This is a genomic window from Glutamicibacter nicotianae (assembly GCF_006539525.1).
GTDB classification, from domain to species: Bacteria; Actinomycetota; Actinomycetes; order Actinomycetales; family Micrococcaceae; genus Glutamicibacter; species Glutamicibacter nicotianae.
Genome location: NZ_BJNE01000005.1, coordinates 87990 through 103502, shown reverse-complemented (window position 1 = coordinate 103502; position 15513 = coordinate 87990). Strand labels below are relative to the sequence as shown.

Genomic DNA, 15513 nt, shown 5'->3' with positions numbered 1-15513 from the left:
TTATGGACGATGGCCCCAGTGCGCAGTAGGTTGGAGGCAGGAACGGCAAACGATTCCAAAAGGTTGACGCTTCAACTAATGATTGGTAGCTTTGAATTATGACTCAGCGATCCGATACCCCTCCCGTCCTCTTCCTCAGCCACGGTGCTCCGCCGCTGGCCGATGACCAGCGCTGGACCAGTGAACTGGCCGATTGGTCCGGCACCTTCGAGAAGCCCAAAGATATTCTGATGATCTCCGCGCACTGGGAAAATGCCCCGGTGACGCTGAGCGCGACCCGGCAGAAGAACGAATTGGTCTACGACTTCTGGGGCTTTGACCAGAAGTACTACGACGTCCGCTACGACGCGCCCATGGCACCGGAACTGGCCAATGAAGTCGAGCGACTGACCTCCGCCTACGGGCACCACGTGGAGCGCGATGAGTCCCGAGGTCTGGACCACGGCGCCTACGTGCCGCTGAAGGAAATGTTCCCGGATGCCGACGTGCCGGTGGTTCAGATGTCCATGCCGACCCTGGATCCCTCGGGGCTTTTCGATTTGGGCAAGTCCTTGGCCCCCTTGCGGGATAGGGGAACCCTGATCGTCGGCTCCGGATTCACCACCCATAACCTGCGCTGGTTCAACCCGGCCGGCGGACCGGACGTAGCCCCGCCAACGGCCTCCAGTGAGTTCGACCACTGGGCCGAAGAGGCCATGGCCCGCGGCGACGTGGACTCCATCCTGGACTTCCTGCACAAGGCTCCGGCAGCGCGCGAAGCACATCCGCGCTCGGAACACTGGGCTCCGTTGTACGTTGCGCTGGGAGCTGCCTACGCCTCGGGCGGCATCGATGCCAAGACCGCTATTGACGGTTTCTGGTATGGGCTGTCCAAGCGCTCCTGGACCTTGAGCTAATCGCTGCATGAAGCTTGACCGGCAGGAAGTGCGGCACCACAAGGTGCCGCACTTCTGCATTTAAACAGCTCCATCGAGGTGAAAGGCATGGGGGCTGGTGGAAATCTTAGAAATTTTGCGGCGCCGGCTCGCGGGGGGACCTGGACCAGAAGAACAAGGTCAACCCAAGTCGCTGTCTGGATAAATAGCCCGTGAATATGTTCTGCATCCGCGGTTTTCGTGACGAGGCTCACCATGGTGACGTGTTTCACGTTATGCTCTTATGGTCAGACCATAGTGGTCTGACCATATATAGGTCATCTTGCTGCAACGATCGAGTCCACGCGTGGGTGGATTTCTGCGCGAGTATGGTCAGAAAGGACCATGGATATGGACAACTTAGGTGTGCTCGCACTGTTGGCACTGGCACCGATTCTTGTGGTGGGTATTCTTCTCGCCGGGCTCCGTTGGCCCGCAAAATACGCCATGCCCGTTGGATACGTCGTTGCGGTAGTAGTCGCGCTTTGGGTGTGGAAAATGGACTTCAACGGGGTGCTCGCAGCGTCCATTGAAGGCCTGGTTATCGCATCAACCATGCTGTATATCGTCTTCGGCGCATTGCTCTTGCTCGCGACCCTGACGGTCGGTGGCGCGATGAACACCATCCGGGCGGGCTTCAATAACATTTCAGCTGACCGACGGGTGCAGGCCATCATCATCGGCTGGCTCTTTGGCAGCTTCATCGAAGGCGCATCCGGATTCGGCACTCCAGCTGCGGTGATTGCACCGCTGCTGCTCGCTTTGGGTTTCCCAGCGATGGCTGCGGTCATGGTTGGCCTGATCATCCAGAGCACCCCGGTCAGCTTCGGTGCTGTGGGCACCCCGATTCTGATCGGTGTGAATCAGGGGCTTGGCGGCGATCCTGCTGTGGCCGAACGCATCAATGTCCTCGGATTGACCATGCCCGAATTCATCAGCAGCATCGGTTTCCAAGTTGCATTCATGCACGGCATTATAGGCCTGCTGATCCCGTTGATCATGGTCTGCATGCTCACTGGATTCTTCGGGCCGGAACGCCGCTTCAGCGACGGCTTGAAAATCTGGCCATTCGCCATCTACGCGTCACTGGCCTTCACCGTGCCTTCGGTTCTGACCGCACGCTTCCTCGGCCCGGAGTTCCCGTCGCTGTTCGGCGCGCTGGTTGGCCTGGCACTGGTGATGTTCACGTCCAGTCGCGGCTTCCTGATGCCGAAGGAGATTTTCGACTTCGGACCGCGTGCCAGCTGGAATGAGCGTTGGAACGGCAAGCTCGATCCGGAAAACGCCGTAGACAACACCGTTACCATCAGCAAGAAGAGCGCCTGGGCACCGTACATCCTGATGGGCGTGCTGTTAGTGCTGACCCGTGTGATTCCGGAAGTGAAGACCTTCCTGACAGGACTCCAGATTCCGGTTGCCGACATCCACGGCACGGGAATCACCACTTCGATCCAGCCGTTCTACCTGCCTGGATTCATGCTGATCTTGGCCTCCTGCCTGGCCTTCGCCTTGCACAAGATGAGCGGCGCGCAGATCGCCCGTGCCTTCAAGGTTTCGGCAGCGCAGTTGTGGGGCACCGCGGTAGCGCTGCTCTTCGCAGTGCCCCTGGTGCGTATCCTGATCCAGTCCGGCCCCGAGCTGAATAACTCTGGTCTGGCCAGTATCCCGGTGACGCTGGCCGAGGGCGCCGCGGCGGTTTCTGGTGGCGTGTGGCCGCTGATCGCGCCGTGGATTGGCGCCTTGGGTGCATTCGTCGCCGGGTCCAACACCATCTCCAACCTGACCTTCTCGCAGTTCCAGTTCTCCACTGGTGCGCAAATCGGTGTTGCTCCAGAATCGATTGTGGCAGCCCAGGCGGTTGGCGGGGCCGGTGGCAACCCCATCTCGATTCACAACATCGTGGCTGCATCGGCAACTGTGGGATTGCTGGGCCGCGAAGGCGACCTGCTGCGCAAGACCATTTTGGTAACCAGCTACTACTGCCTGGCCGGCGGCGTCATCGCGTACCTGTTCGTCTACGGCATTGGCCTGAATCCCGGAACAGTCATGCTGGTGCTCCTCCTGCTGGCGTTGGCCGGCATCGGGGCATGGATGCTCAAGCGTGATTCGGTTGCAAGTCGAGCAGTCGATCTGCGCTAGGCACCGCAAATGAGCTAGAAAGCGAAGAACAGTGGGGCGCCGGATGATTCCGACGCCCCACTGCACTTAATTGGTAACCAGATGGAGATTCAGGGCTAGCTGATGGCTACCGAAGCATCATCGATGCGGAACAGCGTGGCCTGCGAGCTGTCTTCCACGCCCTTGAAGCGCAGGGTGACGGTTTCACCCAGGAAGTTGCTCAGGTCAACGGTCTGCAGTTCGTAATTTGAGCTGGCATCCAGGTTGGACCAGGTTCCCATGTTGTAGGTTCCGTATCCGTCCAGGACCTGGACGGTCAGCTTGTCATACTGGCTGTACGCAGTGGTTTCGTTGGTCAGCACATGCAGGTAGAACTCCAGCTGCGCAGCGGAAGCATCTGCTGGGATGGTGATCTTCTGGTCCAAGGTGTAGGTGTTGGAATTGCCCCAGCCATTCAGGCCGGCCAATCCGTTGCCGGAGCGGGCTGCCGAGCCGGACTCGAAGGTGTCCGCGCGGTTGGCGGTCCAGTATTCCGATCCATTCTCGAAGCCGGCGTTCTTCAGCAGGTTGCCGCTAGGCTCCGGATCCGGAGTTGGGTCGGTGCCTTCCATGGCGCTCATGATCTTGGCAGCATCCACCAGACCGGCACCGCAACCGATGCTGCAACCGCCTGGCATCGCGCGGGTGCCTTGCTTCAATGCGGTTTCCACTGCGGCCGGGGACATCGACGGGTCGACCGACTTCATCAGCGCGACCATGCCCGCTACGTGCGGGGTGGCCATGGACGTGCCCTGGTAGAAGGTGTAGCCCTGGCTGGACGGGGTGGTGGTGCCGGTGTTGATCGTGGACAGCACGCCCTGGCCAGCGTAGCGGGTGTCGCCGCCTGGCGCGGTGACATCAATGGCCGAGCCGTAGTTCGTGTAGTACGACGGAGCGCCCGATGGGTTGCTTGCCGCTACGGTAATGACGTTCTCGCAGTTGGCCGGGCGGGAATTCGAAGCGTTCTGGCTTTCGTTGCCGGCGGCAACAACCACCGACGTGCCACGGGACACCGCCGAGTTGATGGCTGCCTGGTAGGTGGAGCCGCACGCGCCGCCACCGCCAAGCGACATGTTGATGGTGTCAGCCGGAGTCGGGTTATTCGGAACGCCTGGGACCGAACCGCCAGAGGCCCAGATGATGGCATCGGCGATGTCGGAGAGGCTGCCGCCGCACTTGGCCAGGACGCGCACAGGCTGGATCTTGGCATCCGGAGCAACACCAGCCACGCCGCTGGAGTTGTTGGTGACCGCGGCTACGGTGCCGGCCACGTGGGTGCCGTGCCAGGAGGAGCTGCCCGAGTAGCTGCCGCCGCATTCACCGGCGGCGTACCAGTCGCCCTCATCCTGCGGGTTGGCGTCCCGGCCGTTGCCGTCGCGGGCCGAGGTGGAGCTGGAGACGAAGTCGTAGCCGGAAATGACGTTGGCATTCAGGTCGGAATGCGAGGTGATGCCGGTATCCAGGACAGCGACGATGCTGCCTTCGCCGGTGGCGACGTCCCACGCCGACGGCAAGCGCATGCCGTTGGTGCCGCTGTAGTGCCACTGCTCGCCGTAGCGGGTGTCGTTGGGAGTCATGGAGATCTTCATGATGGCATCTGGTTCCACCGTTTCCACGAGGCCGGACTGCGCGATATCGGCCATGAACTCCTTGGCGCCATCGCCCTTGAGTTTCTTGTCGGCCTTCACCACGAAGCTGCCGGTGGCCATGGCGCGCATCTCCTTGACGGAAACGCCTGCTGCCTTGGCTGCTTTGCCCCAGGCCTTGGCGCGGGAGGACTTGCCCGCTTCCTTGGCTGATGCCTTGTAGGTGACGATGAACTGGTCGTAGGCTTCGCCTGATTCAACCGAACCGATCTTGACCTTGTTGTCTGCGCTGGCTTTGGGGAGGGACTTTTCAGCGGGAATCGGAACGGGGGAGGCAGTGGCTGGCAAGGCGCCAATGCCGAAGCCGCTCATGCCGATCACTACGGCCGCCGAGACGGCCAAGGTCCTCCGAAGAGGGGTGGAAAAACGTGCCATTGATGTTCTCCTTGTAGGGTTTTTGGGCGCACAAAAGTCGGTGATCAATCGATGCGGTGTGTGCCGGTAGGAGCGTAACTGCTCTCCAACTCCTAAAGGAAGTACTTCTCAAATAAATCTTTTATATTTGTACATGTACTAAAAAGGTGTTTCACATATTTCTGTGCGTTGATCCCTGCTGACTCGTGGATTCGGAAAATGAATGATGGTTATCTGCGACTTCAGCAAGCGCAAAATTTTCAGATCCGAGCTGACTAAGTCAAACGCGTAATTATTCGCATGATGTCATCAGCCTAGAGTAGCTACTTGGCAGTAGTCGATGATTTCTGGTCACGGCTTTGCGAGCGTTGGATCCTGCGCGAGGAACTTCAGAGAAGCAAGGCTAATTCTTTGAATAAAAAGTTCCGCTCCGGGTTCGGCATTCCGCGGCTGCCCGGAGCCGCGCGTGCCTAGCTCAGCAGGAAGGCGATGACCAGTACGCTGGGGAATGTCAGCAAGGTGCTTGCCAGGACCACTTCACGTGGCACAGCGACAGGCAGCTTGAATTGCTGGGCGAACAGCAAGACGTTCTGCGCGGTGGGAAGCGCCGCCATGATCACCACTCCGAGCAATTCGATTCCGGAGAGGCCAAAAACGAAGCGGGCTGCAAGCCAGGCGATCAACGGCATGAAGAACACCTTGAACGCGGTCGCCAGGTAGATTTCGCCTCTCAAGTCCTTGTCTGAAAACGGGCGTTGGCCGTAGAGCGCCATGCCGAAGGACATCAGCAGCAGGGGAATGGACGCGTCGCCGATCATTTGCACCGGCGCATGAATGACTTCAGGCAGTTCCAGACCGAAGAAGGAGAACACCGCACCGAGGAAGGTCGCAATGGTGACCGGGTTGGCAATGGATTTGACGATCATTTTCGCGCCGTGCGAGCTATCCGCGGCACCGGATTTGGCGCGGGAGAGCACCGCGAACATGCACAGGTAGACCGGAGCGATAATCAGCAACTGCGCGATGAGCACCGACACGACGGGACTGGTGCTCCCCACCGCGTACAGTGCCAGTGGCACACCGATGTTTCCGGCATTCACATAGCTCGTTGACATGGCAGCAGCCGGCAACCGATGACCTGGCGTTTTGAAGACCAGCCGCGCGACCAAGACATAGGCAGCGCCGGTCACCACGGCAACCAGCAAGGCTATCGGGGTGAAGACTCCGACTACCGCACGCAGATCGGTGCTGGCAAGCAGCGTGAACATCAGGGCGGGGTTGGTGATGTAGAAGATCAGCGGGGTCAGCCCCTGGGCAATCGCCGCGCGTTTCCGGGGCAGGGCGATTGATGTCAGCAGGCCGATGCCGATGAGGATCAAGACAACGGAGAACCCCTGTAGAACTCCTTGCATATTGCCTTTCCCGCCCGGAACTGGTGAATCCATAACCGGGGCTTATCGAAGCCGTGGACGGTTAAGCGGCAAAAGCCCACTCAACCGTCCACGGCGCAGTATTCAGATTACGTCGCGACCCATTAGCGAACCAGCGCGGGACTCTTCGAGTCGAAGGTCCAGCCGGGAATCAGGTATTGCATGGACACCGAATCGTCGCGCGAACCCAGCCCATGCTCAAGATACAGCTCATGGGCCTCGGCGACGCGATCCATGTCCAGGGTGACACCCAGACCGGAGCGCTGCGGAACCTTGATCTCCCCGTCCCGGATCACCAACGGCTCCTCGGTCAGGCCCTGGCCATCCTGCCAGATCCAGTGGGTATCCAGCGCAGTGATCTCGCCCGGAGCGGCGGCGCCGACCTGGGTGAACATGGCCAGCGAGATATCGAAGTGGTTATTCGAGTGCGACCCCCAAGTCAGTCCGAACTCGTTGCACAGCTGGGCAACGCGCACCGAACCCGACATGGTCCAGAAGTGCGGGTCCGCCAGGGGGATGTCCACTGCATTGGTGCGCACCGCGTGCGCCATTTCGCGCCAGTCGGTGGCAATCATGTTCGTCGCGGTAGGCAGCCCCGTCGCGCGGCGGAATTCGCTCATGACCTCGCGCCCGGAGAAGCGGCCCTCGGGACCGCAAGGATCCTCGGCGTAGGCCACCACTGCGCGCATGCGCTTGCCAAGCCGGATGGCGTCTTCGAGCAGCCAGCCGCCGTTGGGATCCAGGGTAATGCGTGCGTCAGGGAAACGTTCTTTCAATGCGATTACCGCGTCGACTTCCGCGTCGCCTGCCTGGACGCCGCCCTTGAGCTTGAAGTCCTTGAATCCGTAGCGGGCCTGCGCCGCCTCGGCCAGGCGCACCACGGCCTGAGGGGTCATGGCTTCCTCGCGGCGCAGGCGCTCCCAGGCGTCCTTGCCCTGCGGTTCGCGCAGGTACGGCAGGTCCGTCGTGTCCGGGTTGCCCACGTAGAACAGGTAGCCGAGCATCGGCACCGCGTCGCGCTGCTGCCCGTCGCCGAGCAGCTCGGCCACCGGCACGCCGAGGAACTGGCCGTGCAGATCCAGCAGCGCCGATTCCAGTGCGGTGACCGCGTGCACGGTGGTGCGCAGATCGAAGGTCTGCGCGCCGCGGCCGCCCGCGTCGCGGTCCGCGAAGCGGGCAGAGACCTGGCGCAGCAGCGAACGGTAGGTGGCGACCGGGGCACCGGCCAGCAGTGCGCCGGCTTCCTCGATGGTCGAGCGGATGGCCTCGCCGCCAGGCACCTCGCCCAGGCCGGTGCGACCCTCGGAGTCGGTGACGATGGCGATATTGCGGGTGAAGAACGGCCCGTGCGCACCGGAGAGGTTCAGCAGCATGGAGTCATGCCCGGCAACCGGGATGACCTTCACCGAGGCAATGGTGGGTTGTGCAGCCATGGATTATTCGCCTTTCGCCTGCAGGACGCCGTCGATGCGGCGGGTCAAGTTCCACGGGTTGCCTGCCGCAATCGGGTTGGGCAAGAGCGCCTCCGGGAAGTTCTGGTAGGCAACCGGGCGCAGGAAGCGCTCGATGGCCAGGGTGCCCACCGAGGTGGTGCGCGGGTCGGAAGTGGCGGGGAACGGGCCGCCGTGGACCATCGCATGGCCCACCTCGACACCGGTCGGCCAGCCATTGACCAGGATGCGGCCCACCTTGGTCTCCAGGGTCGGAATGACCTGGGCCGCGGTGGCGTGGTCCGCCTCGGTCAGCTGCAACGTTGCGGTCAGCTGTCCTTCCAGGCGGGAGAGCGCGGTGGCCAGTTCCTCGCCGCTGCCGTAGCGGATGACCAGCGAGGCGGCGCCGAAGATCTCGTCCTGCAGCACCGGGTTCTCCAGCAGCTGGCTGATGCCGGCGGAGTAGACGACCGGGGCCGGGGCGTTCTCGGTGGCCCCGTCCGTGCCACGGCCTACAAGCTTCACGCCTTCCTGGGCGGACAGGGTCTCGGTGCCCTTGACCCACGAGCGGTAGATTCCTTCGGTGAGCATGGTCTGCCCGGAAGTCTCCGGTGCCTGGCCGCTGATGGCGCGCACAAATTCGTCGCCAGCCTCGCCCTCGGGGACGAAGACCAGGCCCGGTGCGGTGCACAGCTGTCCCGAGGAACCGGTGACCGATCCGAGGTAGGCGGCGGCATGCGCTGCCGGGTCCTCGGCCAGTGCGCCGTCGAAGAAGATGACCGGGTTGATGGAGCTCATCTCGGCGTACACCGGGATGGGTTCCGGGCGGGCAGCGGCGGCGGCCATCAGTGCGGTACCGCCGGCGCGGGAACCGGTGAAGCCCACGGCCTTGATGGCTGGATCCTTCACCAGCGCCTGGCCGATGGAAGCACCCGGGCCGTAGACCAGGGAGAAGACTCCCGGATGCAGGCCGGCATCCTTGACCGCCTTGGTGATCGCCTGTCCCACGATTTCGCTGGTGCCCGGATGGGCATTGTGCGCCTTGAAGACCACCGGGCAGCCGGCAGCCAGCGCCGAAGCGGTGTCGCCGCCGGCGGTGGAGAAGGCCAGCGGGAAGTTCGATGCGCCGAAGACCGCCACCGGGCCTACCGGGATCTTGCGCTGTCGGATGTCCACGCGCGGGGCCGGGGTGCGCTCGGGCAGGGCCGGGTCCACGCGCACGCCGTGCTGGTCGCCCTTGCGGATGACCTGGGCGAACAGCCGCAGCTGCCCGGTGGTACGCCCGCGCTCGCCGGTCAGGCGCGCCTCGGGCAGGCCGGTCTCGGCCATGGCGCGGGCTACCAGTTCGGTGCCCACTGCCTCGATGTTCTCCGCGATGGCGTCCAGGAAGTCAGCGTGCTTCACCGGTTCCAGGCAGCGGAAGGATTCGAAGGCCTCGGCCGCGGCAGAGGTGGCAAGCTTCAGCTGCTGCTCATCGATGAGGCTGTAGGCAGGTTCCAGCGGCTGGTTGGTCGCCGGGTTGTAGCCGTTGACCGTCCGGCCGCTGCCTTCGGTGCTGGTTCCGGCAAGGATGGACTGGCCGGCCAGGTTCTGCGTTGTGGTGCTCATGAATTACTCCTGAGTCGAATTCTTGGTGTGCCTGAAGTGCGAATGCCCGTTAGAGGCTTGCACCGGCAGGAACGATGCCTGCCTTCTGGATCAGCGCGGACAGGTCTGCCAGGTCCTGCTCGGTCAGATCCTGCAGCGGCGGGCGCACCGAGCCGGAGTCGCGGCCGATGGCCTTCAATCCGCCCTTGACGATGGACACGCCATAGCCCTTGACTCGGTCGCGGATTTCCAGGTACGGAAGTACGAAGCGGTTCAGTTTCTCGTTGACCGCCTGCAGGTCCTGGGCGCGGACGTCCTTGTAGAAGTCCAGCGCGAATTCCGGAACGAAGTTGTACATGGCCGAGGAGTAGGTGCTCATGCCCAGCTGCAGCAGCGGCAGCGCGAAGGTCTCGGCGGTAGGCAGCCCGCCCAGGTAGAACAGGCGGTCCCCGTTCTTGGCGTACACCTTGGTCAGGTGCTCGATATCGCCCAGCGCGTCCTTGAAGCCGATGAAGTTCTCGTGGTTGTCTGCCAGCCGGGCGACGGTATCAGCCGAGTAGATGGCGTTGGCACGGTTGTACACGATCACGCCGGTCTTGGTTGCGGAGCAGATGGCCGATACGTGCTGGTAGAGGCCTTCCTGGTCGCATTCGGTCAGGTATGGCGGCAGCAGCAGCAGGCCTTCGGCGCCCGCGGCCTCGGCATCCTGCGCATTCTGGATGGCCTGCTTGGTGGAGCCGCCGGCCGAGGCAAGGACGGGAACGCTGGTTCCCGCTTCCTCGACCGCCAGGCGGACTACCCGTGCTGCTTCTTCCGGGGTCAGCGTGAAGCCTTCGCCGGTGCCGCCGGCGGCAAACAGGCCAGCGACGTCGAAGCTGGACTGCCAGGCCAGGTGATTGCGGTACGCGGCCTCGTCGATTTCCAGATTCGCGTCAAACGCGGTCACCGGGAAGGACAGCAGGCCGTCCTTGAGCTTGGCGGCAAGTTCGGCGGGGGTGTACTGGGCCATGATTCGTTCCTTTGACTGGGTTCCCGCATCATGCGAGGCGGGAAAGCTGGGGGTAGTGCATTGGTATTACCCTCAGCCTAGGAACCGGTAGTGATGCCTGTCCAAGCCCATATTTGTATTGTTTGATACCCAGCGCGCATCATTCGGCGTGCAGTGCGTGGCGCACGATCGATACCACCCGCCCCAGCGCGGGATTGCGCGAGGACTTGCTCCAGATGGCGTGCAGCTGCACCGGATCGTCGGCGACCTCGCCCAGCCGCAGGTAGCTGACCCCGCCCACGCCGAGCAGCTTGGCGCTCTCCGGGACGAAGGCGATGCCTCGCCCGGCAGAGACCAGCGCGATCATGGTCAGCACCTGGCTGACGGTATGGCGCACGTTCTTGTGCTCGATCTCGACGCGGCGCACCACCAGGTCATAGAAGTAGCGGGCCTTGGTGGGGGAGTGCATGATCAGGGGCTCGTTGCGCAGGTCCTCGAATAAGACATCTCGCTGCAATCGGGTCAGCCGGTGGCCGGACGGCACCGCAACATAAAGACCCTCGGTCAACAGCAGTGCGGACTCGAAGAGGTTCTCGTCGAAGGGCGGACGCGCCAGGCCCAGGTCGATGTCGCCATCCAGCAGGGCGTCGACCTGTTCGCCGGTGACCATTTCCGCCAGCTCCAGATGGACCTGCGGCATTTGCGAGGAGATTTCCCCCAGCAGCGAGCCGAGCAGGCTGAAGCCCGAGGCCGCGGTGAAGCCGATGCGCAGTTCGCCCAGCTGGCCCGCGGCGATGCGGCGGGCATTATCGGGGGCGCGTTCGGCGGCCACGACCAGCCGCCGGGCATCCTGCAGGAAGGCGTGGCCTGCCGCGGTGAGGGCCACTCGGCGGTTGTCGCGCTCGAGCAGTTCCACCCCGACGGTGCGCTCTAGTTTCTGGATCTGCCGGCTCAGCGGCGGCTGGGTCATGTTCAGCCGCTCTGCCGCCCGGCCGAAGTGCAGCTCCTCGGCAACCGCAACGAAACTACGCGCCTGGTCCAGAGTAAACATTTGATACCTTTCCGGAATCATTCTATGCACATTCAACCTTGGACATGCATCACTTCAAGTTTCTACGCTTGACCCCAAGGCCTACAAGGTGAGCTGTCTCACGGAATAGCTTGCCCCAGGTCACACACACTCGATTATCAGGAGAACTTCCCATGAAAAACCGCTTGACTCGTCGTTCGCTGCTCGCCCTCTCGGCCGCCGGTGCGGTGCTGGCCCTTTCCGCCTGCGGCGGCAACGTCGGCGGGGGCTCGGCCTCCGCCGAATTCCCCAGCGGCCCCATCACCCTGACTGTGGGCCAGGCACCCGGCGGCTCCACCGACCTGATCGCGCGCGCCGCGGCCGATGGCATGGCGGACTCCCTGGGCGTTGCCCTGCCAGTGGTGAACAAGCCGGGCGCCAACGGCGCGCTGGCCACCGAAGAGGTAGCGGCCATGGCCCCGGACGGGCAGAACCTGGTGCTGCTCAACGCCTCGCTGATCACCATTACTCCACTGGCGGTTTCCGAGGAGGAAGCGGTCTCGCTCGATGACCTCGATGTGCTCATGGGGCTGAGCCAGGACGACTACGTCATGGTGGCCAGCACCAAGTCGGGCCTGAAGAACTTCGACGATATCAAGAACAGCGACAAGAAGCTGTCCTTCGGCACCACCGGCGTGGGCACCGGCTCGCAGCTGGCCCAGGAACTGATCCTGGCCCAGGCGGATGTCGAGGGCACCACGGTTCCCTTCGATTCGGGATCCCCGGCACTGACCGCCGTGATGGGCGACCAGGTGCAGGTCTCAACTGTGCAGCTGGGCGAAGCCAAGCCGCAGATCGATGCCGGCACCGTCACCCCGATTGTGGTCTTCTCTGCCGAGCGCAATGAGTTCCTGCCGGACGTTCCCACCGCCATCGAGGCAGGCTATGAAGTCCCGGTCTCGCAGTACCGCGCCATCGCCGCTCCGAAGGGCCTGAGCGATGACGCCAAGCAGAAGCTGGTGGCCTCCATCAAGGACGCGGTAGCCACGGACGCCTACAAGTCGTTCAACGAGAAGAACATGCTGACCCCGAACGAGATTTCCGGCGAAGAGGTCACTACCGAGTGGAATGAGCTGGCCGCGAAGTACAAGGAACTGACCGACGAGTACAGCATCTCGCTGGCCGGCAAGTAGCCCGGCGGCAGCCAGCTGACCAGGAACACTTCAAGCACAGGACGAACATCATGCAAGCCAAGCACGCTGAACATCCGCCGGTGACCGCCGCGTCCCCCGCGGATCCCGGACCGGTGCAGTCCGAGAATGACGAGTCGCCCGAGGCGCTGACCCCGGAAGAACTCGCCGCCCAATGGGAAGCCGAAGCCCCGGAACGGGCTGGGGGCGTGGCGAACCTTGCCTCCAGCCTGGTGGTGCTGGGACTGGGCGGCGCCGGCATGGCGCTGTCCGTTGGCCTGGGACTGGGCACCCCCGCGGCGCCCAGCGCCGGGATGTGGCCCTTCATCGTCTCGCTGATTGCAGCGGCCATGGCCGTGGTGCAGCTCATCGTGGGCCGGCGCGGCGGGAAAGACGGGGAGAAGTTCAGTGCCATGAGCTGGTACACCGTCATCGGCTTCGCCACCCTGATCCTGATGGTGGTGCTGATGCCGCTGATCGGCTTCGAGATCCCGGCGCTGCTGCTGTGCTTCGTCTGGATGCGCTGGCTGGGCGGCGAGCGCTGGCGCTCGGCGGTGCTGTACTCGGTGCTGGTCGTCGTGGCCTTCTACGCCATCTTCATCGCCGCGCTCGGCACCACGATTCCCCGGCTTTTCTAAGCCGCAACCAAAGGTTGACCCATTATGGACTTCTTCGGACCAGTTCTGGACGGCTTCGGCACCGTCCTGGACCCCACAAACCTCCTCTACTGCCTGCTCGGCGTCGTCATCGGCATGCTGATCGGCGTGCTGCCAGGCCTCGGCCCGGCAGCCACCATCGCGATCCTGCTGCCGTTGACCTATGGCGTCGAGCCGGTCACCGCGATCATCATGCTGGCCGGCATCTTCTACGGCGCCCAGTACGGCGGCACGATCACCTCGGTGCTGCTGCGCCTCCCCGGCGAAGCCAGCTCCGTGGTGACGGTCTTCGACGGCTATGTCATGGCCAAGCAGGGCCGGGCCGGCACCGCACTGGGCATTGCCGCCATCGGCTCGTTCATTGGCGGCACGATCGCCATTGTCGGGCTGACCTTCCTGGCGCCGCTGGTGGCAAGTTTCGCCCTTGACTTCGGCCCGCCGGAGTACACGGCGCTGGCGCTGCTGGGCATCCTGCTGGTGGCCACCATCTCCGGCGGCTCCAAGATCAAGGCGATCATCGCCGCCGCGGTGGGCCTGTTCCTGGCCACCGTGGGACGCGATGGCTTCACCGGGGCCGAGCGCTTCACCTTCGGCAACCTGTCGCTGGCCGACGGCATCGACTTCGTGCCGATCGCCATGGGCCTGTTCGGCGTGGGCGAGATCCTCTACAACCTGGAGGAGCGGCACCGGGCGGTGTCCGCCCCGCTGAAGGTGGCCAATGTGTGGCCGGCGGGCAAGGACATCAAGCAGGCCTCCGGGGCGATCGGCCGCGGCTCGGTGCTCGGCTTCTTCCTGGGCATCCTGCCCGGCGGCGGAGCGACGATCTCCTCGCTGGCCTCCTACGCGCTGGAGAAGAAGACCGCGAAGGATCCTTCGCGCTTCGGCAAGGGCGCGATCGAGGGCGTCGCCGGACCTGAAACCGCGAACAACGCGGCTGCCACCAGCTCGTTCATCCCGCTGCTGACCCTGGGCATCCCGGCCAATGCGACGATGGCGATCATCTTCGGTGCGCTGCTGATCCAGGGCGTCACCCCGGGACCGCAGCTGATCTCCAATGACCCGGAGCTGTTCTGGGGCGTGGTGAACTCGATGTACATCGGGAACATCCTGCTGCTGATCATGTCCATCCCGCTGATCGGCGTGTTTGTGCGGATCCTGCGCATCCGCGCCGCGATCCTGGCACCGATCACCGCGTTGATCACCTTGCTGGGCGCGTACACCATCCGCAACTCCATGTTCGACGTGATGCTGGTGGTCATGTTCGGCGCGGTGGGCTACCTGATGAAGAAATTCGGTTTCGAGCCCGGCCCGCTGGTGCTGGCGTTCGTGCTGGGCAGCCTGCTGGAATCCAACCTGCGCCGTTCGCTGCTGGTGCTGGAAGGCGACCCTTCGGGCTTCCTGACCCGCCCGATCTCCGCAACGCTGCTGGTGGTGTTCGTCTTCGTCGCCGTGTGGCCGATGATCAAGTCGGCCATCGACCAGCACAAGAACCGCTCGATGGCCGTGCAGGCCGTTAATGAAAAGGAAAACGCATGAGCATCATCGTGGGATACGTCCCTACCCCGGTAGGGCAGGCAGCGGTTGACGCGGCCATTCGCGAGGCGAAGCTGCGCGAGGAGCCGCTGCTCATCGTGAACTCCTCGCGCGAGGGGTCGCTGGTGGACAAGCACACCGCGTCGCCCGAGGACCTCGCCCGGGTGCTGGCTGCTGCCACCGCGGCGGGGATCGAGGCCCGGATCGTGGAGTCGAGCTACCGTGATGATCTGACCGAGGAGTTCCTGGGGCTGGCCGAGAAGCACGAGGTGTCGCTGATCGTCATCGGGCTGCGCCAGCGCAGCCAGGTGGGCAAGTTCATCATGGGCTCCCATGCCCAGCGCATCCTGCTGCAGGCGCAGCATCCGGTGCTGGCCGTCAAGGCCGGCTGACCCGCTACCGCACCGCAGCCCAAGGCCGCGGAAGGCTTCAAGCGAAGCTTTCCGCGGCCTTGGCGCGTCTGCGGACCGGCAACTCCTGGATAGTTGCAACATGCCAACCATTGTGAGCCTCGTCACCAAATGCCCTATTCTCGGTGAGCGGCGCAATGCTGCGCGGAATACCCCGCGGCGCGTGGATCGCCGGAATTTCGGGGGATCGCGGGATTTGCCGCCGTACG

At 63.5% G+C, this 15513-nt stretch carries 13 protein-coding genes; 7 read left to right on the top strand and 6 right to left on the bottom strand.

Features of this window, described 5'->3' with window-relative positions; translation table 11 throughout:
- Window positions 1-98 precede the first annotated feature (98 nt).
- A complete protein-coding gene (locus ANI01nite_RS07910; RefSeq protein WP_141357227.1) occupies window positions 99-896 on the top strand; it encodes a dioxygenase family protein in 798 nt (265 codons plus the stop codon).
- A gap of 369 nt (window positions 897-1265) precedes the next feature.
- A complete protein-coding gene (locus tag ANI01nite_RS07905) occupies window positions 1266-3053 on the top strand; it encodes an L-lactate permease (protein WP_141357225.1) in 1788 nt (595 codons plus the stop codon).
- Between the two features lie 95 nt (window positions 3054-3148).
- Here ANI01nite_RS07905 and ANI01nite_RS07900 read toward each other — a convergent pair whose 3' ends face one another.
- Window positions 3149-5092 carry a S8 family peptidase gene (locus tag ANI01nite_RS07900; protein ID WP_141357223.1) on the bottom strand — a complete coding sequence of 648 codons (1944 nt, stop codon included), beginning with the start codon at window positions 5090-5092 and terminating at the stop codon, window positions 3149-3151.
- A 306-nt stretch (window positions 5093-5398) separates the two neighbouring features.
- On the opposite strand from ANI01nite_RS07900, the gene ANI01nite_RS16680 reads away from it, so the two are divergent.
- Window positions 5399-5545, top strand: coding sequence for a hypothetical protein (locus tag ANI01nite_RS16680; RefSeq protein ID WP_170214605.1), 147 nt, complete (start codon window positions 5399-5401; stop codon window positions 5543-5545).
- Here the strand turns inward: ANI01nite_RS16680 and ANI01nite_RS07895 are convergent.
- The 5 genes from ANI01nite_RS07895 to ANI01nite_RS07875 all read right to left on the bottom strand — a co-directional run bounded on the left by ANI01nite_RS07895 (window position 5542) and on the right by ANI01nite_RS07875 (window position 11557).
- The gene (locus ANI01nite_RS07895) at window positions 5542-6483 is read right to left on the bottom strand and encodes an AEC family transporter (RefSeq protein WP_141357221.1); all 942 of its coding nucleotides are present in this window, start codon (window positions 6481-6483) and stop codon (window positions 5542-5544) included. The genes ANI01nite_RS16680 and ANI01nite_RS07895 overlap by 4 nt on opposite strands.
- A gap of 122 nt (window positions 6484-6605) precedes the next feature.
- Window positions 6606-7934 carry an enolase C-terminal domain-like protein gene (locus ANI01nite_RS07890; RefSeq protein WP_141357219.1) on the bottom strand — a complete coding sequence of 443 codons (1329 nt, stop codon included), beginning with the start codon at window positions 7932-7934 and terminating at the stop codon, window positions 6606-6608.
- 3 nt (window positions 7935-7937) lie between these two features.
- The gene (locus ANI01nite_RS07885; protein ID WP_141357217.1) at window positions 7938-9539 is read right to left on the bottom strand and encodes an aldehyde dehydrogenase (NADP(+)); all 1602 of its coding nucleotides are present in this window, start codon (window positions 9537-9539) and stop codon (window positions 7938-7940) included.
- A 49-nt stretch (window positions 9540-9588) separates the two neighbouring features.
- On the bottom strand, window positions 9589-10527 hold the full coding sequence (gene kdgD, locus ANI01nite_RS07880) for a 5-dehydro-4-deoxyglucarate dehydratase (protein WP_073707812.1): 939 nt from the start codon (window positions 10525-10527) through the stop codon (window positions 9589-9591).
- 139 nt (window positions 10528-10666) lie between these two features.
- Window positions 10667-11557, bottom strand: coding sequence for a LysR family transcriptional regulator (locus tag ANI01nite_RS07875; protein ID WP_141357215.1), 891 nt, complete (start codon window positions 11555-11557; stop codon window positions 10667-10669).
- Window positions 11558-11709: 152 nt separating this feature from the next.
- Here ANI01nite_RS07875 and ANI01nite_RS07870 point away from each other — a divergent pair, with 152 nt between their 5' ends.
- Genes ANI01nite_RS07870 through ANI01nite_RS07855 form a run of 4 tightly spaced genes read left to right on the top strand, consistent with a single transcriptional unit; the run spans window position 11710 to window position 15286 of the window.
- The gene (locus tag ANI01nite_RS07870; protein ID WP_141357213.1) at window positions 11710-12708 is read left to right on the top strand and encodes a Bug family tripartite tricarboxylate transporter substrate binding protein; all 999 of its coding nucleotides are present in this window, start codon (window positions 11710-11712) and stop codon (window positions 12706-12708) included.
- 50 nt (window positions 12709-12758) lie between these two features.
- The gene (locus ANI01nite_RS07865; RefSeq protein WP_141357211.1) at window positions 12759-13343 is read left to right on the top strand and encodes a tripartite tricarboxylate transporter TctB family protein; all 585 of its coding nucleotides are present in this window, start codon (window positions 12759-12761) and stop codon (window positions 13341-13343) included.
- Window positions 13344-13367: 24 nt separating this feature from the next.
- Window positions 13368-14897 carry a tripartite tricarboxylate transporter permease gene (locus tag ANI01nite_RS07860; RefSeq protein ID WP_141357209.1) on the top strand — a complete coding sequence of 510 codons (1530 nt, stop codon included), beginning with the start codon at window positions 13368-13370 and terminating at the stop codon, window positions 14895-14897.
- Window positions 14894-15286, top strand: a complete 393-nt coding sequence (locus ANI01nite_RS07855) for a universal stress protein (RefSeq protein ID WP_141357207.1) — start codon at window positions 14894-14896, stop codon at window positions 15284-15286. The genes ANI01nite_RS07860 and ANI01nite_RS07855 overlap by 4 nt, the downstream gene beginning before the upstream one ends.
- Window positions 15287-15513: the final 227 nt, after the last annotated feature.